This window comes from Mesorhizobium sp. WSM4813 (genome assembly GCF_055811555.1).
The window spans coordinates 92,745-111,859 of sequence record NZ_JBVVQU010000003.1 but is presented as its reverse complement, the minus strand read 5'-3'; the positions used below and the strand labels follow the sequence as shown (position 1 = coordinate 111,859).

Annotated in this window: 17 protein-coding genes; 1 reads left to right on the top strand and 16 read right to left on the bottom strand. The window is 63.0% G+C overall.

All coding sequences use genetic code 11. From position 1 onward, the window contains the following. The first annotated feature begins 161 nt into the window (after window positions 1-161). Entirely contained in the window at window positions 162-905 is a 744-nt protein-coding gene (gene lipB / locus AC0L25_RS02510; RefSeq protein WP_473594059.1) for a lipoyl(octanoyl) transferase LipB, read from the top strand. A 508-nt stretch (window positions 906-1,413) separates the two neighbouring features. On the opposite strand, the gene AC0L25_RS02505 is transcribed toward lipB, so the two are convergent. The 16 genes from AC0L25_RS02505 to AC0L25_RS02430 form a co-directional block, all read right to left on the bottom strand. Further along, window positions 1,414-2,097 carry an ABC transporter ATP-binding protein gene (locus AC0L25_RS02505; protein WP_352954235.1) on the bottom strand — a complete coding sequence of 228 codons (684 nt, stop codon included), beginning with the start codon at window positions 2,095-2,097 and terminating at the stop codon, window positions 1,414-1,416. Then, on the bottom strand, window positions 2,094-3,380 hold the full coding sequence (locus tag AC0L25_RS02500) for a lipoprotein-releasing ABC transporter permease subunit (protein WP_473594058.1): 1,287 nt from the start codon (window positions 3,378-3,380) through the stop codon (window positions 2,094-2,096). Before AC0L25_RS02500 ends, AC0L25_RS02505 begins: the two co-directional genes overlap by 4 nt. Beyond that, window positions 3,377-4,705 (bottom strand): proline--tRNA ligase, encoded by a 1,329-nt coding sequence (gene proS / locus AC0L25_RS02495; protein ID WP_473594057.1) that lies wholly within the window; start codon window positions 4,703-4,705, stop codon window positions 3,377-3,379. Before proS ends, AC0L25_RS02500 begins: the two co-directional genes overlap by 4 nt. Before the next feature lie 555 nt (window positions 4,706-5,260). Then, window positions 5,261-5,545: a DUF1467 family protein gene (locus AC0L25_RS02490; protein ID WP_473594056.1), complete on the bottom strand. Its 285-nt coding sequence runs from the start codon at window positions 5,543-5,545 to the stop codon at window positions 5,261-5,263. Then, the gene (mce, locus tag AC0L25_RS02485; RefSeq protein ID WP_095483449.1) at window positions 5,542-5,946 is read right to left on the bottom strand and encodes a methylmalonyl-CoA epimerase; all 405 of its coding nucleotides are present in this window, start codon (window positions 5,944-5,946) and stop codon (window positions 5,542-5,544) included. The genes AC0L25_RS02490 and mce overlap by 4 nt, the downstream gene beginning before the upstream one ends. A 96-nt stretch (window positions 5,947-6,042) precedes the next feature. Further along, window positions 6,043-7,713, bottom strand: a complete 1,671-nt coding sequence (locus AC0L25_RS02480) for a ribonuclease J (RefSeq protein WP_473594055.1) — start codon at window positions 7,711-7,713, stop codon at window positions 6,043-6,045. Window positions 7,714-7,808: 95 nt separating this feature from the next. Further along, window positions 7,809-8,630, bottom strand: coding sequence for a biotin--[acetyl-CoA-carboxylase] ligase (locus AC0L25_RS02475; protein WP_473594054.1), 822 nt, complete (start codon window positions 8,628-8,630; stop codon window positions 7,809-7,811). A 4-nt stretch (window positions 8,631-8,634) separates the two neighbouring features. Then, a complete protein-coding gene (gene nuoN / locus AC0L25_RS02470; protein ID WP_473594053.1) occupies window positions 8,635-10,071 on the bottom strand; it encodes an NADH-quinone oxidoreductase subunit NuoN in 1,437 nt (478 codons plus the stop codon). A gap of 18 nt (window positions 10,072-10,089) precedes the next feature. Continuing rightward, a complete protein-coding gene (locus AC0L25_RS02465; protein ID WP_473594052.1) occupies window positions 10,090-11,595 on the bottom strand; it encodes an NADH-quinone oxidoreductase subunit M in 1,506 nt (501 codons plus the stop codon). Further along, window positions 11,595-13,568, bottom strand: coding sequence for an NADH-quinone oxidoreductase subunit L (gene nuoL / locus AC0L25_RS02460; RefSeq protein ID WP_473594051.1), 1,974 nt, complete (start codon window positions 13,566-13,568; stop codon window positions 11,595-11,597). Before nuoL ends, AC0L25_RS02465 begins: the two co-directional genes overlap by 1 nt. An 11-nt stretch (window positions 13,569-13,579) precedes the next feature. Then, a complete protein-coding gene (gene nuoK, locus AC0L25_RS02455; protein ID WP_006335669.1) occupies window positions 13,580-13,888 on the bottom strand; it encodes an NADH-quinone oxidoreductase subunit NuoK in 309 nt (102 codons plus the stop codon). Between the two features lies 1 nt (window position 13,889). Continuing rightward, window positions 13,890-14,510 (bottom strand): NADH-quinone oxidoreductase subunit J, encoded by a 621-nt coding sequence (locus AC0L25_RS02450; RefSeq protein ID WP_473594050.1) that lies wholly within the window; start codon window positions 14,508-14,510, stop codon window positions 13,890-13,892. A gap of 127 nt (window positions 14,511-14,637) precedes the next feature. Continuing rightward, window positions 14,638-15,129, bottom strand: a complete 492-nt coding sequence (gene nuoI, locus AC0L25_RS02445) for an NADH-quinone oxidoreductase subunit NuoI (protein WP_023798861.1) — start codon at window positions 15,127-15,129, stop codon at window positions 14,638-14,640. Continuing rightward, window positions 15,129-16,172 (bottom strand): NADH-quinone oxidoreductase subunit NuoH, encoded by a 1,044-nt coding sequence (nuoH, locus tag AC0L25_RS02440; RefSeq protein WP_473594049.1) that lies wholly within the window; start codon window positions 16,170-16,172, stop codon window positions 15,129-15,131. The genes nuoI and nuoH overlap by 1 nt, the downstream gene beginning before the upstream one ends. Window positions 16,173-16,174: 2 nt before the next feature. Next, window positions 16,175-18,256, bottom strand: a complete 2,082-nt coding sequence (gene nuoG / locus AC0L25_RS02435; protein WP_473594048.1) for an NADH-quinone oxidoreductase subunit NuoG — start codon at window positions 18,254-18,256, stop codon at window positions 16,175-16,177. Window positions 18,257-18,331: 75 nt separating this feature from the next. After that, the gene (locus tag AC0L25_RS02430) at window positions 18,332-19,021 is read right to left on the bottom strand and encodes an NADH-ubiquinone dehydrogenase (RefSeq protein ID WP_473594047.1); all 690 of its coding nucleotides are present in this window, start codon (window positions 19,019-19,021) and stop codon (window positions 18,332-18,334) included. Between the last annotated feature and the right edge of the window lie 94 nt (window positions 19,022-19,115).

Here is a 19,115-nt window from a genome sequence, read left to right as displayed (position 1 = left end):
CGAACCGGCTCGCGGCGTGTAGCAAATCGTTTCCGGTGAAACAAGGGCGCGTCGCGCAATAATTGCCCGGCATTCGCCATAACCCTGCAAAGGTTGGAACGCGCTCGCAACTGGACGTTTCAGCCGATTGCCGCCATATGTGAGGCGACACGAGACACGCCATGACAGAACGCAGCCAGATCGCCACGTCGTTCCTGCCCCTGCCCGGTTCGGCGCCGGTCGAATGGCGGATCGAACCCGGCCTCACCGCCTATCCGGATGCGCTTGCCGTGATGGAGGCGCGTGCCGAAGCGATCCGAAGCGGCGCCGCCGGCGAGATGGTCTGGCTGGTCGAGCACCCGCCGCTCTACACCGCCGGCACCAGCGCCCGCATCGAGGACCTGATCGAGCCGGACCGTTTCCCGGTGTTCGCGGCCGGGCGCGGCGGCGAATACACCTATCATGGGCCAGGCCAGCGCGTCGCTTATGTGATGCTCGACCTGAAGCGGCGGCGCGAGGATGTCCGCGCCTTCGTCGCGGCGCTCGAACAATGGATCATCGGCACGCTCGCCGCCTTCAACGTGCGCGGCGAACGGCGCGAGGACCGCGTCGGCGTCTGGGTGGTTCGGCCGGATCGCCCCGCCCTGCCCGACGGATCGCCGGCCGAGGACAAGATCGCCGCTATCGGCATCAGGCTAAGGCGTTGGGTGAGCTTTCACGGCATCGCCATCAATGTCGAGCCGGATCTCAGCCACTTCAGCGGCATCGTGCCGTGCGGTGTACATGATCACGGCGTCACCAGCCTCGTCGACCTCGGCCTTCCCCTGGGGATGGCCGACCTCGATCTCGCGCTGAAATCCGCCTTCGAAGACATCTTCGGACCCGCGGCGCCTCTGCTTGTCGAAACGGCTCGCAGGGCTGGCTGACAAGCGGCGCCGAACCACCGAGCTCCGAGGCTGCCCCTCCACCCTTGAAGAGTGAGGCGCGCTGCCTCACATCGCGCCGATCCAGATCGCCATGGAAATGAGAAACGTGCTCATGCACACCAGTGACACGACATCCTGAACAAGACCGGTCATAACGCTCTCCTGTTGTCAGTATGTTCGTATTTTGTTCTAATTTTGTTCGAATGTCAACGACCACAATGCGAGCATGCCGCGGAATTTCGGACGCTCAGTTCGGCAGGGTTAAGGAAAGGTTGAGAGGCGGATTTCTGCCGTTTCCGCGCTGGGCTGCGTGGGGAAAATGCGGCCAGACGGCACGCTCAGCCCGTTAGGTGTCGAGATTCATGTCAGGCCGCGCCGGAGTCGAAGACGGGCGAAGCCACCAGATTGGGCGGGTTCCGAGAACCGGAATGGAGCGTATCGTGGGTACGCGAATGCCGGAACAGATATCAGCCGTTCGCAGGCGGGCGTCGCCTGAATATCGGTACACCTAAAGCGGAACAACCTTGCCGTCGGCGAGCGTGACGCGACGGTCCATGCGCGAGGCAAGCTCGTGATTGTGGGTGGCGATCAGCGCCGCCAGGCCCGATTGCCGGACCAACGCTCCCAGTGCCTCGAACACATAGGAGGCGGTGACCGGATCGAGGTTGCCGGTCGGCTCGTCTGCCAGCAGCACCAGCGGTGCATTGGCGACGGCGCGCGCGATGGCGACGCGCTGCTGCTCGCCGCCGGACAATTCGGACGGCCGGTGCTGCGCGCGCTTGCCGATCTGCATGTAGTCGAGCAGTTGCGCCGAACGCTCGGCAGCCTCCTTGCGCGTCAGCCCTTTTATCAGTTGCGGCATCATGATGTTTTCCAGCGCCGTGAACTCCGGCAGCAGGTGATGGAACTGATAGACGAAGCCGACATCGTTGCGGCGGATCGCCGTGCGCTCGTCGTCGGAAAGCCGTCCGCAGGCGCGGCCTGCCAGAATCACGTCGCCGGCGTCTGGCCGCTCCAGCAGTCCGGCGGTGTGCAACAGCGTCGATTTGCCGGTGCCCGAAGGCGCCACCAGCGCCACGATCTCGCCGCGCTTCAGCGAAAAATCGGCGCCGTTGAGGATGGTCAGCTTGCGCGGCCCCTGCACATAGTGCCGCTCGACGCTCTTCAGCTCGATAATGGCCTCGGCTATCATTCGTACCTCAGCGCTTCGACCGGATCGAGCCTGGCCGCGCGCCATGCCGGAAACAGCGTCGCCAGGAACGACAGCACCAGCGCCATCAGCACCACCGAGATCGTCTCGCTGGCGTCCATGCGGGCAGGCAACTGGCTCAGGAAGTAGAGCTCGGGATTGAACAGCCTCTCGCCGGCCAGCCAGGAGAAGAATTGGCGGATGCGCTCGACGTTCAGGCAGATGACGACGCCGAGCAGGACGCCGGCGAGGGTGCCCACCACGCCGATCGCCGCCCCCGTCATCAGGAAGATGCGCAGGATCGCGCCGCGCGTGGCGCCCATGGTGCGCAGGATGGCGATGTCGTGGCCCTTGTCCTTCACCAGCATGATAAGGCCCGAAATGATGTTGAGCGCCGCCACCAGCACGATCAGCGTCAGGATCATGAACATGACGTTGCGCTCCACTTGCAGCGCATCGAAGAATGTCCTGTTGCGTTCTCGCCAGTCGACCATGGTGATCGGCCGCTGCGACGCCTCCTCGACCTTCGGTTTCAGCGCATCGACATTGTCGGGATTGTCGACATAGATCTCGATCGCCTGGGCTCGGCCATCCATGTTGAAATAGAGCTGTGCTTCCGAAAACGGCATGTAGACGATGGAGCTGTCATATTCCGACATGCCGACTTCGAAGATCGCCGTGACCGGATAGCCCTTCATGCGCGGTGTCGTGCCGAGCGGCGTGACATCGCCGTCGGGCGCGATCAGCGTGATGGTGTCGCCGAGCACAAGACCGAGATTGTCGGCCATGCGGCTGCCGATGGCGACGCCCTCGCTTGTGTCGAAGCCTGTGATCGAGCCCTGCTTGATATTGCTGGCGACGATTGAAATCTTGCCCAGATCTTCGCCGCGTATGCCGCGAACCAGCGCCCCCGACCCGCCGCCGATATTGCCTTGCGCCAGCACCTGCCCGTCGATTAGCGGAATGGCGTACTGGACGCCGGGCACGCCGTTGATGCGGCCGGCGACCTGCGCATAGTCCTCCAGCGGCATGTCGAGCGGCTGCACGATCAGATGGCCATTGACGCCGAGTATGCGCGTCAGGAGCTCGGCGCGAAACCCGTTCATGACAGCCATCACGACAATCAGCGTGGCGACGCCCAGCATGATGCCGAGGAAGGAGATCGAGGCGATGACGGAGATCACCGTCTCCTTGCGGCGCGAGCGCAGATAGCGCCACGCCACCATGCGTTCGAAGACGGAAAAAGCTCCGGCGGTCGGGGTTTTCGCTGCTGCCGCTTCACTCATGCGGCAAAACCGAAGCGCTTCTTCGCGTCTGCGATCGGCAGCGTCTCACGCTCGCCAGTCCTGCGGTTCTTGATCTCGATCTCGCCGGCGGCCACGCCGCGCGGCCCGACGATCACCTGCCACGGCAAGCCGATCAGGTCGGCGGTGGCGAACTTGCCGCCCGGCCGCTGATCGGTGTCGTCGTAGAACACGTCCTTGCCGACGGCGACAAACGCCGCATAGAGCTCGTCGCAGGCGCGGTCGCAGTCGGCGTCGCCGGCTTTCATATTGATCAGGCCGATGTCGAAAGGCGCCACCGCCTCCGGCCAGATGATGCCGTTGTCGTCGTGGCTGGCCTCGATGATCGCCGCGACCAGCCGCGTCGGGCCGATGCCGTAGGAACCCCCCGAGACAAAATGATCCTTGCCGTCGGGCCCGGTCACCTTGGCGCCCATCGGCTTTGAATATTTGTCGCCGAAATGGAAGATGTGGCCGACCTCGATGCCGCGCGCCGAGACCCGGTCGCTCGTCGCAACCTTCTCCCACGCCGCCTCGTCGTGCATCTCGTCGGTCGCGGCATAGGGCGTCGTCCATGTCTTGACGATGTCGCCGATCGCGTCATCGTTGGAGAAGTCCGTGTCCGCGCCCGGCACAGCAAGAGCGAGATAATCGCGATGGCAATAGACCTGGCTCTCGCCGGTGTCGGCCAGGATGATGAATTCGTGGCTGAGGTCGCCGCCGATCGGCCCGGTGTCGGCACGCATCGGGATTGCCTGCAGCCCCATGCGCGTGAATGTCCTGAGATAGGACACGAACATCCTGTTATAGGCCGCCTTGGCGCCTTCGAAATCGAGATCGAAGGAATAGGCGTCCTTCATCAGGAACTCTCTGCTGCGCATGACGCCGAAGCGCGGCCGCACCTCGTCGCGGAATTTCCACTGGATGTGATAGAGATTGAGCGGCAGATCCTTATAGGACTTCACATAGGCGCGGAAAATCTCGGTGACCACCTCCTCGTTGGTCGGCCCGTAGAGCATGTCCCGGTCCTGCCGGTCCTTGATGCGCAGCATCTCCTTGCCATAGTCGTCATAGCGGCCGCTTTCGCGCCACAGCTCGGCCGACTGGATGGTCGGCATCAGGATCTCGAGCGCGCCGGCCCGGTCCTGCTCCTCGCGAATGATCCGGCAGACCTTGTCCAGCACCCTTTTGCCGAGCGGCAGCCAGGAAAAACTGCCTTGCCCCTGCTGGCGGATCATACCGGCGCGTAGCATCAGCCGGTGCGAGACGATTTCGGCCTCGCGCGGATTTTCTTTGAGGATAGGCAGGAAATAGCGCGACAAACGCATGGACTGATCCGTGAGAGAGAGGATTGCCGCACCGGAATCGGCGCAGCGCAGGCTTGCTTGCCCCGGCTTCATAGCCATTTCATGACGGAATGGAAACCCGCCCCAGGGCGCCCATTGCGGCGTCGCAAAGGCGCCGCTGTGCCTCATCCGCCTTGCTGGTCGTTTCGCAAGCAACGCCTGCCACACTATTGTGCACTGCAGCACGAGATTGCTTATTTCCAGGCAAAATTCTGCGTGACATTTTCACCCGCCTTGGTCTAATGTGCCCCGATAACCGAGAGGGCGGAAAGAAATCTGCCCTCCTACGCGGTCAAAGTCTTGGGAGGATGCGATCTAGGCGCGGTTACTCGCTGCCGCCGGACACCGGAAACAGATCGGACGCGTTTAAATTGCAAGGCCTCGTGCCTTGCATTTTTTTTGTGCAATCATTCGCTTAGCACGACGAATTGCCAAGCCACCTTACCCAACGTCAGCAGAGCGGGTTCGAAAACCTGCATCGGCCTCCGGCCCGGATTGGTGCTCACATGCAGGATGTGGACAGCCGTGCCCGGCGGTCTAATTTTCGGGGTTCTGGCTGAAATCCGGCACGATGTGCGGGATGTCGTCGACACCGAGGCCGAGCCCCCTCGTAATGCCATAGAAGATGCCAAGAAGAACCATCGTGGCGATCGTCGTCCGCAGCACGGCGCGCAGCATATGCGGTCCGCGCGGCGCGCTATGCACCGTGCCCAGCGTCACGTCCTCATCCTCGTCCTGCGTTCTCATGCTGAACGGCAGGACGGCGAACAGGACCACCCACCAGGTGATGAAGAACAGGGCGATAAACGAAACCCAGCTCATGCTTGCTCCAGTTCGACCAGCGTGCCGAAGAAATCCTTCGGGTGCAGGAACAGCACCGGCTTGCCATGCGCGCCGGTCTTCGGGTTGCCGTCGCCCAGGACACGGGCGCCGCTGGCCTTGAGGTGATCACGCGCGGCAAGAATGTCGTCGACCTCATAGCAGACATGATGCATGCCGCCCGAGGGGTTCTTCTCGAGGAATGCCGCGATCGGCGAACCCTCGCCGAGCGGCTCCAGCAATTCGATCTTGGTGTTGCCGACATCGACGAACACCACCGTCACGCCATGCTCCGGCAGCGCCTGCGGCGCGGTCACCCGAGCGCCGAGCGTGTCGCGATAGGCTGCTGTCGCCGCGGCCAGATCCGGCACGGCAAGCGCGACATGATTCAGGCGTCCGAGCATAGGTTTTCCTCAGGGCAGTAAGGCAGTAGGGCAGTATGGGAGTAGGGAAAACTACTTTCTCCCCCTACTGCCGTACTGCCCTACTCCCCTATTCCCTTACCTTGTGACGAACACTGTCACCAGCGGCTTCTTGCCCCAGGCTTCATTGGCGGCGCCGCGGACGGCGCGGCGCACTGCCTCCTGCACGAGGTCGAGATCTCTTCGGCGCTGACGGGGGATGGAGTCCACGGCGCCGATTGCCGCATCGATCATCAGGTCTTCCAGGCTCTCGCCGCGGGCATCGGCCTCGGCGACGCCGATTGCGACCAGATCGGGATCGCCGGCGAGCTCATACTTGTCGTCGAGCACGACGTTGACCGCGACATGGCCGGCGAAAGACAGCTTGCCCCGGTCGCGAATGCCCATTGCCTGGTCGGTGCCGATCAGCCTGCCGTCCTTGTAGATGCGGCCGAACGGCACTTGGTCGATGATCGTCGCCGCACCGGGATAGAGCCGCAGCATGTCGCCGTCACGGACCTGCGCCACCTGGCCGATCCCTGAGACCGACATCAGGGATCCCTGCGCCACCAGATGCGCCGCCTCGCCATGCACCGGCACGCCGATCTGCGGGCGCACCCATTGGTACATCTTGCGCAATTCGCTGCGGCGCGGATGGCCGGAGACATGCACCAGCGCATCGCCGTCCTCGATGATCTTGATGCCGAGATCGATCAGGCGGTTTTTGATCTCGAGGATACCCTTCTCGTTGCCGGGAATGGTGCGCGAGGAAAACACCACCGTGTCGCCTGCTGTCAGCGACACCGATTTCATCTCCTCGCGCGACAGTTTTGCCAATGCCGCAAGCGGCTCGCCCTGGCTGCCGGTGCAGATGATGACGAGGTTTTCGCGCGGGATGAAGCCAAAATCCTCCTCGGCGATGAATTCGGGCAGCCCATCCATGTAGCCGAGTTCGCCGGCAACATCGATGACGCGCTTCAGAGAGCGGCCGAGCACCAGGCACTGGCGGCCGGCATCGCGTGCCGCTTTGGCAATGGAAACGATGCGCCCGACATTGGAGGAAAAAGTGGTGACCGCGACGCGGCCCTTGGCGCTCTGGATGACGCCCTTGAGGCCCTCCCCCACCGCCACTTCCGACGGCGACTCCCCTTCCCGCAGCGCATTGGTGGAATCGCAGATCAGCGCCAGCACGCCGTTGTCGCCATAGGCGCGGAAGCGGGCCTCGTCGGTCATCGGCCCGATCGTCGGCGCCGGATCGATCTTCCAGTCTCCGGTGTGGATGACGGTGCCGGCCGGCGAGGTGATCGCCAGCGACATCGGCTCGGGAATCGAATGCGCGACCGGGATGGCCTCGATCTCGAACGGGCCGACGCTGAACTTTTCGCCGGCGCGGTAGATCGTCACCGGGATCTTCGGTGCGCCCTGCTCGCCCTGCCGCTTGGCTTCCAGCAATCCGGCGCCGAACGGCGTCATCCAGACCGGCGCCTTGAGCTTCGGCCATGTGTCGAGCAGCGCGCCGTAATGGTCCTCATGCGCGTGTGTGATGATGATGCCGCGTAGATTGGCGACGTTCTCCTCGATGAAGCGCGTGTCGGGCAGCACCAGGTCGACGCCGGGTAGGCTGGCATCGGGAAAGGTGACGCCGACATCGACGACGATCCATTCGCGCGCATTGGCCGGGCCGTAGCCATAGAGAGCGAAGTTCATGCCGATCTCGCCGACACCGCCGAGCGGCACGAAGACGAGTTCGGCGTTTTCCGCTGTCGCCATGATCTTTCCTTTCCTGGCCGGTCAAGCCAGGCCCTTCAAAACTGGGGCCCGTCAAAACCGGTCCGTCAAATCTGGGCCCGTCAAATCTGGGCCCGTCAAACCTGGGCCGACGCGACCGCACCGAAATGCACATCGCCGGCGGCGATCGTCAGAACAGAACCCTCATCGTCGCGGATCACGAAACGGCAGTCCTCGTCAATGGTCTCGAACGTGCCGCGCACCACATTACCGTCAATTCTGACAGCAACCTGCCCGCCAAGCCCTGCCGCGCGCGTCAGCCAGCGCCGCCTGACGGCGGAAAGTCCGCGGCCATCATTCCACAGCCGCGCATTCTCGCTCCAGGCATCCGACAGCGCCAGAAACACCGTCTCGGCATCGCAAGCGGCGCCCAGCGCGCTAAGCGATGTCGCGGGATAAGGCAAATCCTCAGGGTATGCCACAACATTGACACCGATGCCGACTGCAACAGCGGATCGATCGCCTTCGAGGGTCGCCGATTCCAGCAGGATGCCGGCAAGCTTGGCGCCAGAGGCAAGCACATCGTTCGGCCATTTCAGCTCGAAACGGTTTTTTCCATCGCTGCCGCCGTCGAGGCCGATTGCGATCCTGCCCTTCGGCACGATGGCGTCGAGCGCGTCGGCCAGCGCCAGGCCGGCGACGAAGCCGAGCGTCGCGGCCAAGCGAAGTTCGGTATTGGTGACCACCAGCAGCGTCGCCGCCAGATTGCCCTCGGGCGTTGCCCAGACCCGGCCGCGCCGGCCACGCCCGCTTTCCTGTTTTTTTGAAACGACCCAGAGCTTGCCCGGATCCCCCGCCCGCGCATGGCCCAGCGCCAGCGCATTGGTGGAACCGACCGTGTCATGTGCCTCGAGTCGGAACCCTTCCGACGCCGCTGTTGGAGCCAGCCGAAATGCCATCCCGTCAGAAAAATGTCTTGGCGGCGGCTTCGGCATAGGTGCCGATCGGCCCGCCGATCAGCACGTAGAACAGCACGAAGGCGCCGCAGGCGCCGAGCACGACGCGAAGCTCGGTCGCCATCGGCACAAAGCCGCCGACAGGTTCGTCGAACCACATGATCTTGATGATTCGCAGATAATAATAAGCGCCCACCACGGAGGCCAGCACGCCGATGATCGCCAATGCGTAGAGGTTGGCGTTGATGGCGGCGAGGAACACGTACCACTTCCCCCAGAAGCCGGCGAGCGGCGGGATGCCGGCCAGCGAGAACATCAGGATCGTCAGGATCGTCGCCATGATCGGATTGGTCGACGAAAGGCCGGCGAGATCGCTGATCTGTTCGACATTGCCCTCCTTGCGCCGCATGGCGAGGATGAAGGCGAAGGTGCCGAGCGTCATCACCAGATAGATCAGCATGTAGATGGCAACACCGCGCACGCCGGCCTGGCTGTTGGCAGCGAGGCCGACCAGCGCGTAGCCCATATGGCCGATGGAGGAATAGGCCATCAGCCGCTTGATGTTGGTTTGGCCGATGGCCGCGAAGGCGCCGAGCAGCATCGAGGCGATCGAGATGAAGACGATGATCTGCTGCCAGTCGGCGGCGATCGGCTTGAACGCGCCCATGGTGACGCGCACGATCAGCGCCATCGCCGCCATCTTCGGCGCCGCCGCGAGGAAGGCCGTCACCGGCGTCGGCGCGCCTTCATAGACGTCGGGCGTCCACATGTGGAACGGCACCGCCGATATCTTGAAGGCGAGGCCGGCCAGCACGAAGACCAGGCCGAAGACGAGCCCAAGCTGCCGTTCGCCGCCGCCCAGCGCCGTGGCGATTTCCTGGAACCCAGTGTTGCCGGTGTAGCCGTAGACGAGGCTGATGCCGTAAAGCAGCATGCCCGAGGACAGCGCGCCGAGGACGAAATATTTCAGCCCCGCCTCGGTCGAGCGCAGATTGTCCCGGTTGATCGCCGCCAGCACGTAGATTGCAAGCGATTGCAATTCGAGGCCGAGATAAAGCCCGATCATGCCGTTGGCTGAGATCATCAGCATCATGCCGAGCGTGCACAGCAGGATCAGCACCGGATATTCGAACTTGTCGAAATGCTCCGCCTTGGCGAAGCGCATCGACATGACCAGCGTCACCGCCGACCCGATCAGCGCCAGCACCTTCATGAAGCGGGCGAAGGGATCCTGGACGAAGGCTTCGCCGTAAGCGTTGCCCTGCCCGGTGGAAAAGATCGTCCAGACGCCGGCAACCACTAGGACCGCGACGGCAAGGCCGCTCACCGTGGTGGTGGTGTTCGCGCGCGAATAGGCGCCGAGCATCAGCAGCGCCAGGGCGCCGACGGCGAGGATCAGCTCTGGCGTCGAGAGCGACAGGCTGGAGAGAAGGTCCGGCGTCATGGTTCGCAAACCTCTCAGTCAGTTCGCCGCCGCGGTCTGCGCGGTGTCGATAGATGTGGTGACATTGGTGACGAGCGCCTTGACCGATTCGGCCGTCGCGTCGAAGACCGGCGCCGGGTAGACGCCGAAGAAGATGACCAGCGCGGCCAGCGGATAGATGATCACCTTCTCGCGCGCCGACAGGTCGAGCAGGCCCTTGAGGCTGTCCTTGGTCAGCGCGCCGAAGATCACCCGGCGATAGAGCCAGAGCGCATAGGCCGCCGACAGGATGACGCCGGTGGCGGCGAAGAACGCCACCCAGGTATTGACCCGAAACACGCCGAGCATGGTCAGGAACTCGCCGACGAAGCCGCTGGTGCCGGGCAGGCCGACATTGGCCATGGTGAAGATCATGAACACGGTCGCGTATTTCGGCATGTTGTTGACCAGCCCGCCATAGGCGTCGATGTCGCGCGTGTGCATGCGGTCGTAGATGACGCCGACGCAGAGGAACAGCGCGCCTGACACGAGGCCGTGCGACAGCATCTGGAAGATCGCCCCCTGGACGCCTTCCTGGTTCATCGCGAAGATGCCCATGGTGACGAAGCCCATATGGGCGACCGACGAATAGGCGATCAGCTTCTTCATGTCCTCCTGCATCAGCGCCACCAGCGAGGTGTAGATGATGGCGACGACGGAGAGCGCGAAGACCAGCGGCGCGAACATCTCCGAGGCGATCGGAAACATCGGCAGCGAAAAACGCAGGAAGCCGTATCCGCCCATCTTGAGCAGGATGGCGGCCAGGATCACCGAACCGGCCGTCGGCGCCTCGACATGGGCGTCCGGCAGCCAGGTGTGCACCGGCCACATCGGCATCTTCACGGCGAAGGAGGCGAAAAAGGCGAGCCATAGCCAGGTCTGCATGGAGGCCGGGAAGTTGTGCGTCAGGAGCGTCGGGATGTCGGTGGTGCCGGACTGGAAGAACATCGCCATGATGGCAAGCAGCATCAGCACCGAGCCGGCCAGCGTGTAGAGGAAGAACTTGAACGAGGCATAGACGCGCCGCTTGCCGCCCCACACGCCGATGATGATGAACATCGGGATCAGGCCGGCTTCGAAGAAGACATAGAACAAAACGATGTCGAGCGCGCAGAACACGCCGATCATCAGCGTCTCCAGCAGCAGGAAGGCGATCATGTAGGCCTTGACGCGCTTCTCGATCGATTCCCACGAAGCCAGGATGCAGAGCGGCATCAGGAAGGTGGTCAGGATGACGAACAGCATGGAGATGCCGTCGACGCCCATATGGTAGGAGATGCCGGAATCCAGCCAGGCAAACTTCTCGACGAACTGGAAGCCAGGCTCCGAATTGTCGAAGCCGGTCCAGATGAACAGCGAGATGATGAAGGTGATGCTCGTCGTCCACAACGCGATGGCGCGGATGTTGCGGCGCGCATTTTCGCTGTCGTCATTGATCAGCAGAATGAACAGCACACCAACCAGCGGCAGGAAGGTGACCAGCGAGAGGATCGGCCAGGCGGTCATCAGAGCATCATCCAGGTGACGAATGCGGCAACGCCGATCAGCATGGCGAAGGCATAGTGATAGAGATAGCCGGTCTGCAGCTTGACGACCCGGTTGGTGACGTCGACGACGCGCGCCGAAACGCCGTCAGGACCAAGCCCGTCGATGACGGTGCCGTCGCCGGTCTTCCATAGGAAGTGCCCCAGGCGTTTTGCCGGCCGCACGAACAGGAAGTCGTAGAGCTCGTCGAAATACCACTTATTGAGCAGGAAGGCGTAAAGCCCGCGATGCTGCGCCGCCAAATTCTTCGGCATCTCCGGCGCGCGGATGTAGAATTGCCACGCAATCGCAAAACCGATCAGCATGGCGACGAACGGCGCCAGCTTCACCCACAACGGCACTTCGTGGATGTCGTGCAGGATGTGGTTTTCCGGCAGCGTGAACAGCGACGCCTTCCAGAACTCGGCATAGCCCTCGCCGATGAAGGCGCCATGGAAGATCACGCCGGCGAACAGCGCGCCCGCCGCCAGGATGTATAGCGGCACCAGCATGACTGGCGGCGATTCATGGACGTGGTGCATGACCTCGTGGCTCGCCCGCGGCTGGCCGTGGAAGGTCATGAATATCAGCCGCCAGGAATAGAAGCTGGTGAAGCAGGCGGCGACGACCAGCAGCACGAAGGCAAGGCCGGCGACCGGATTGTGCGCGGCAAAGGCGCTTTCGATGATCGCGTCCTTGGAGAAGAAGCCGGCGGTGCCGATCACCGTCACCGGAATGCCGACGCCGGTCAGCGCCAGCGTGCCGATCACCATCATCCAGTAGGTCTTCGGAATGAGCGTCCTGAGGCCGCCCATCCTGCGCATGTCCTGTTCATCCGAGACGGCGTGGATCACCGAGCCGGAGCCGAGGAACAGCAGCGCCTTGAAGAAGGCATGCGTGAACAGATGGAAGATCGCCGCGCCATAGGCGCCGACACCCAGCGCCACGAACATGTAGCCGAGCTGCGAGCAGGTCGAATAGGCGATGACGCGCTTGATATCGTTCTGGACGAGGCCGACGGTCGCCGCGAAGAAGGCGGTGAAGGCGCCGATGAAGGTGACCACGATCAGCGCCGAATGCGACAGTTCGAACAGCGGCGACAGCCGCGCCAGCATGAACACGCCGGCGGTCACCATGGTGGCGGCATGGATGAGCGCAGAGACCGGGGTCGGGCCTTCCATGGCGTCCGGCAGCCAGGTGTGCAGCGGCACCTGGGCCGACTTGCCCATGGCGCCCATGAACAACAGCAGGCAGACGACGGTCATCGCAGCCTGTTTGTCGAGGGCATAGCCGAGGAAGGTCAGCACGGCTGCGCCCTCGGGGGCGCCTTCGGCCGGAACGAACGTCGCTGCATTGGCGAATATGGTGCCGAGATTGACCGAGCCGAACAGCACGAACACGCCGAAGATGCCGAGCGCAAAGCCGAAATCGCCGACGCGATTGACGACGAAGGCTTTGATCGCGGCGGCATTGGCCGACGGCTTCTTGTACCAGAAGCCGATCAGCAGGTACGAGGCGAGGCCGACCCCTTCCCAGCCAAAGAACATCTGCACGAGATTGTCGGCCGTCACCAGCATCAGCATGGCGAAGGTGAACAGCGACAGATAGGCGAAGAAGCGCGGCCGGTTCGGGTCGTGATGCATGTAGCCGATCGAGTAGATGTGGACCAGCGCCGACACCGTGTTGACGACAACCAGCATCACCACCGTCAGCGTGTCGATGCGCAGCGCCCATGCGGCCTCCAACCCGCCCGACTGGATCCAGCGCAGCACCGGCACGGTGAACACCTCGCCCTCGCCGAAGCCGACGGCGAAGAAGGCGACCCACGACAGTACGGCTGATATCACCAGAAAGCCGGAGGTGATGTATTCGGAAGCCTTGGCGCCGAGCGACGTGCCGAACAGGCCGACGATCAGGAAGCCGAGCAGAGGAAGGAAGACGATGGCCTGATACATGGTGGTTTCCGTCAACCCTTCATCATGTTCACGTCTTCGACCGCGATCGAACCGCGGTTGCGGAAGAAGACGACGAGAATGGCGAGGCCGATGGCGGCTTCAGCCGCTGCGACCGTCAGCACGAACAGTGCGAACACCTGTCCGACGAGGTCGCCGAGCGCTGCCGAGAAGGCGACGAAATTGATGTTGACCGCGAGCAGGATCAGCTCGATCGACATCAGGATCACGATGATGTTCCTGCGGTTGAGGAAAATGCCGAACACGCCGAGCGTGAACAGGATCGCCGATACGGTCAGATAGTGTGCAATGCCGACGGTCATCTCAGATTCCTTCGCCCGTCTTGACCTTGCGGATTTCCATTCCAGTTGCCGGCGTGCGGCCGACCTGGGCTGCGATCGACTGCCGCTTGACGCCAGGCTTGTGGCGCAGCGTCAGCACGATGGCACCAATCATGGCGACCAGCAGCACAAGGCCTGCAATCTGGAAATAATAGAGGTAGTCCGTATAGAGGATGTCACCGAGCGCTGCCGTGTTCGAGCGCGCGGCAAGGTCCGGAATGGGCTTTGAAACCGTCGCGGCCAGTTGCGGCGCGAACGAATAGCCGCCGAGCACGACGATCAGCTCAGCCGCCAGGATCAGCCCGACCAGCGCGCCGATCGGCGCGTATTGCAGGGCACCTTCCTTCATTTCGGCGAAGTCGACGTCGAGCATCATGACCACGAACAGGAACAGCACCATGACCGCGCCGACATAGACGACGAGCAGGATCATCGCCAGGAACTCGGCGCCGGTCAGCATGAACAGGCCTGCAGCGTTGAAGAAGGTCAGGATCAGGAACAGCACCGAATGCACGGGATTGCGCGCCGAAATGACCATGAACGCCGACGCCACCGCGACAAAGGCGAAGAGGTAGAAAAAGGCCGCCTCTAGTCCATTCAGCATGGGTTCCCTCGGGTTCCTGTCCAAACAGGACGTTCGTCCTGTTTGTTGTGTGGCTTCGTTCCGCCTTCGGTTGCCGAAGCCGCGTGTTCCTTAGACGAGGCCCTTCGCCCCGTCCATGCGTCAAATGTCAGCGGTACGGCGCATCCAGCGAGATGTTGCGCGCCAGTTCGCGCTCCCAGCGGTCGCCATTGGCCAGCAGCTTGTCCTTGTCGTAATAGAGTTCCTCGCGCGTCTCCGTCGCGAATTCGAAATTCGGCCCCTCGACGATGGCGTCGACCGGGCAGGCCTCCTGGCAGAAGCCGCAATAGATGCACTTCACCATATCGATGTCATAGCGCACCGTGCGGCGCGTGCCGTCGTTGCGGCGGGGGCCGGCCTCGATGGTGATCGCCTGCGCCGGGCAGATCGCCTCGCACAATTTGCAGGCGATGCAGCGTTCCTCGCCGTTCGGATAGCGGCGCAGCGCATGCTCGCCGCGGAAGCGCGGACTGGTCGGCCCCTTTTCGTGCGGATAGTTGATCGTCTCCTTCGGCGCGAAGAACTGGCGCATCGACAGGAAGAAAGCGCTGACGAAGTCCTGCAGGAGCAGCGACTTTGCGGCTTGGGCTAGAGCGGACATCACGCAAACCCCGTGATCTTGAGGAACGCGGCGACAATCACCACCATCGCCAGCGAGATCGGCAGGAAGACCTTCCAGCCGAGCCGCATCAGCTGGTCGTAGCGGTAGCGCGGCACGAAAGCCTTCACCATGGAGATCATGAAGAATACCAGGCAGACCTTGAGCACGAACCAGATCAGACCCGGCACCCAGGTGAAGGGAGCGAAGTCGAAGGGCGGCAGCCACCCGCCGAGGAACAGGATGGTGGCCAGCGCGCACATCAGCACGATGGCGACATATTCGCCGAGGAAGAACAGCAGGAACGGCGTCGACGAATATTCGACCATATGGCCGGCAACGAGTTCCGATTCGGCTTCCACAAGGTCGAAAGGCGGGCGGTTCGTTTCGGCCAGCGCCGAGATGAAGAAGATGACGAACATCGGGAACAGCGACAGCCAATGCCAGTCGAGGAAGGTGTTGGGCAGGCCAACCCTTGTGCCCAGCCCGTCCTGCTGCGACAGCACGATGTCGGACAGGTTGAGCGAACCGACGCAAAGCAGCACGGTGACGATGACGAAGCCGATCGAGACTTCGTAGGACACCATCTGCGCCGCCGAGCGCAGCGCGCCGAGGAACGGGTATTTCGAGTTAGACGCCCAGCCGCCCATGATCACGCCATAGACCTCGAGCGAGGAGATGGCGAAGACATAGAGGATGCCGACATTGACGTTGGCGATCGCCCAGCCCTCATTGACCGGGATCACCGCCCAAGCCGAGATCGCCAAAACCGCCGAAACCAAAGGCGCCAGGAGAAAAACGCCCTTGTTGGCGCCGGACGGGATCACCGGTTCCTTGAACACGAACTTCAGAAGGTCGGCGAAAGCCTGCAGCGTGCCCCATGGGCCGACGACGTTCGGGCCACGGCGCAACTGCACCGCCGCCCAGATCTTGCGGTCCGCGTACAGGATGTAGGCGACGAAGATCAAAAGCACCACGATCAGCACGACCGACTTCAACAGGATGAGCAGCGTCGGCAGCACGTAGAAGGAGAAGAAGGTGTCCATGCTTATTCCGCCGCCTGCCTAAAACCGTTTTTCGCAAGCGCCGAGCACTCCGCCATCACGGCGGAAGCCCGCGCGATCGGGTTGGTCAGGTAGAAATCCTTGACCGGCGAGATGAAAGTGCCCTTGTTCAGCCGCCCGCCGAGCTTCGCCACCTTGGCGATATCGTCAGCGTTGCCGGCCGCGACCTGGTCGATGCGGGCGAGATGCGGGTATTCGCCATAGAGTTTTGCCCGAAGCTGCGGCAGTGAATCGAACAACAGCTTCTTGCCCAGAACATCCGACAGCGCCCGCAGGATCGCCCAGTCCTCGCGCGCATCGCCCGGTGCGAAGCCGGCACGGTTGGTCTGCTGCACGCGGCCCTCGGTGTTGACGTAGGTGCCCGACTTTTCGGTATAGGCGGCGCCCGGCAGGATGACGTCGGCGCGGTGCGCGCCGTGGTCGCCATGCGTGCCGATATAGACGACGAAGGCGCCGCCGGTCTTGGCCATGTCGATCTCATCGGCGCCGAGCAGGAACAGCACGTCCATATCGCCCAGCATGCCGGCGACGTTCTTGCCGCCCTCGCCCGGCACGAATCCGACATCGAGACCGCCGACACGCCCCGCCGCAGTGTGCAGCACGGCAAAGCCATTCCAGTCGGCCCTCGCGGCGTTGACGGCCAGGCTGAGCTTCGCCGCCTGGCCAAGCACGGCCGCGCCATCGGCCCGTGCCAGCGCGCCTTGACCGACGATAATAAGGGGATGCGTGGCCTTCTTCAGCACCTCGAAGAACTTGCCGTTGCCGTCGGCCAGATCCTTCAGCGATTCCGTTCCGGCGCCGAGCTGCTCATAGTCATAGCGCGTGTCGCCGACATCGCCGATGACGCCGACCGGCAGGTTGCCGACCCGCCAGCGCTTGCGGATGCGGGCGTTGAGCAAGGACGCCTCGAAGCGCGGATTGGCACCGATTATCAGCACCGCGTCGGCCTGCTCGATGCCCTCGATGGTCGGGTTGAAGATATAGCTTGCTCGGCCGAGCGACGGATCGAGCGCGGCACCATCCTGGCGGCAGTCGGTGTTCTTCGAGCCGAGCGAGGCCATCAGCAGCTTCAGCGCATAGATCTCCTCGACGGCGGCGAGATCACCTGCAATGGCGCCGATCTTGTCGGGTGCGGTGCTCGACACCGCTTCCTTGATCGCGGAGAAAGCCTCGGCCCAGCTTGCCGGGGTCAGCTTGCCGTTCTTGCGGACGTATGGCCGGTCGAGGCGCTGAGTGCGCAAGCCGTCCCAGATGAAGCGGGTCTTGTCGGAAATCCACTCCTCGTTCACCGCCTCGTTGGTGCGCGGCAGGATGCGCATCACCTCGCGGCCTCTCGAATCGACGCGGATCGCCGAGCCGACGGCGTCCATCACGTCGATGGATTCGGTCTTGGTCAGTTCCCACGGCCGCGCCTGGAAGGCGTAGGGTTTGGAGGTCAGCGCACCGACCGGGCAAAGGTCGATGACGTTGCCCTGCAGTTCCGAGGTCATCGCGCTTTCGAGATAGGTGGTGATCTCGGCGTCCTCGCCGCGGCCGATCAGGCCGAGTTCGGAAATGCCGGCGATTTCGGTGGTGAAGCGGACGCAGCGCGTGCAATGGATGCAGCGGTTCATGATCGTCTTGACCAGCGGCCCGATATACTTGTCTTCGACCGCCCGCTTGTTCTCGTGATAGCGCGAGGAATCGACGCCGAATGCCATCGCCTGGTCCTGCAGGTCGCACTCGCCGCCCTGGTCGCAGATCGGGCAATCGAGCGGATGGTTGATCAGCAGGAATTCCATCACACCTTCCCTGGCCTTCTTGACCATCGGCGTGTTGGTGAAGATTTCCGGTGTTTCGCCATTCGGGCCGGGGCGCAGATCGCGCACGCCCATGGCGCAGGACGCCTGCGGCTTGGGCGGCCCGCCCTTCACCTCGATCAGGCACATGCGGCAATTGCCGGCGATCGACAGCCGCTCATGGAAGCAGAAGCGCGGCACTTCCGCGCCAGCGTCCTCGGCCGCCTGCAGCAGCGTGTAGTGGTCGGGTACAGTAATCTCTTTCCCGTCGACCTTGAGCTTTGCCATGTCGTCTCAAACCCCTGCGGACATTCCGCAATCTTTCTTTCCGGGGCGCAGCCGAAACCGCGCCCGGCATTGAATTCAATGTTTGGCCGCGGCCAGCACCGCCGCCTGGCCAAGCCAATTGTCGCGACCGATGCGGCCCTTGAACGACAGATAATCGTCGACCCAGGCGATCTCTTCCGGCGTCCATGCCGCAATCTGGCCGTAAGTCCAGATGCCCAAGCCGTTCAGCACCTCTTCCAGCTTCGGCCCGATGCCCGATATCGCCTTGAGGTCGGCCGGATTTTCCGGGCGATCCATGGCCTTGGGCTGCTTGAAATCCTCGGGCATCAACCCGGCCGGGGCGGCAGCCGCATCCACCACGCTCGGTGCATCATCCATGCTGTTCGCCGCTATGTCATTCACGTCCCTGGCGAAGGACTTCGCCTCGGCGATCAAGGTTTTCGTCGCCGCCCGCGCCTTGGTCGAGGAGCTTGTCCCTGTTTCCGAAAAGCGTTCGATCCTGGCATCGAAATCGTCGACCATCGGCTGGAAGAGCCGCTGCGAGGCCTCGGCTGCGCCCGAGAGCACGCCCATCCACACCCCAAAGGCATGATTGGCAAGCCCGATGCCGAGCGCCGACATCGCTGCCGCACCCGCGACAGGGTGCGCCAGGAGATTGATGGCGCTCGCCATCTCCTTCGGCATCATCCTGGTCAGGTCCTGGTTCATCTTCTCGATCGGGTCCAAATCTGGCATCAAATGATCGGGTCTCGAATTCAGCGACATAGGTGGTCTCCTGGTCGTTTCTTCCGTATGCCCCGGCCTGCTTCCTCAGATCGGGCACTTGCCCGTATCTCAAATCGGGCGTTCGCCCGTATTT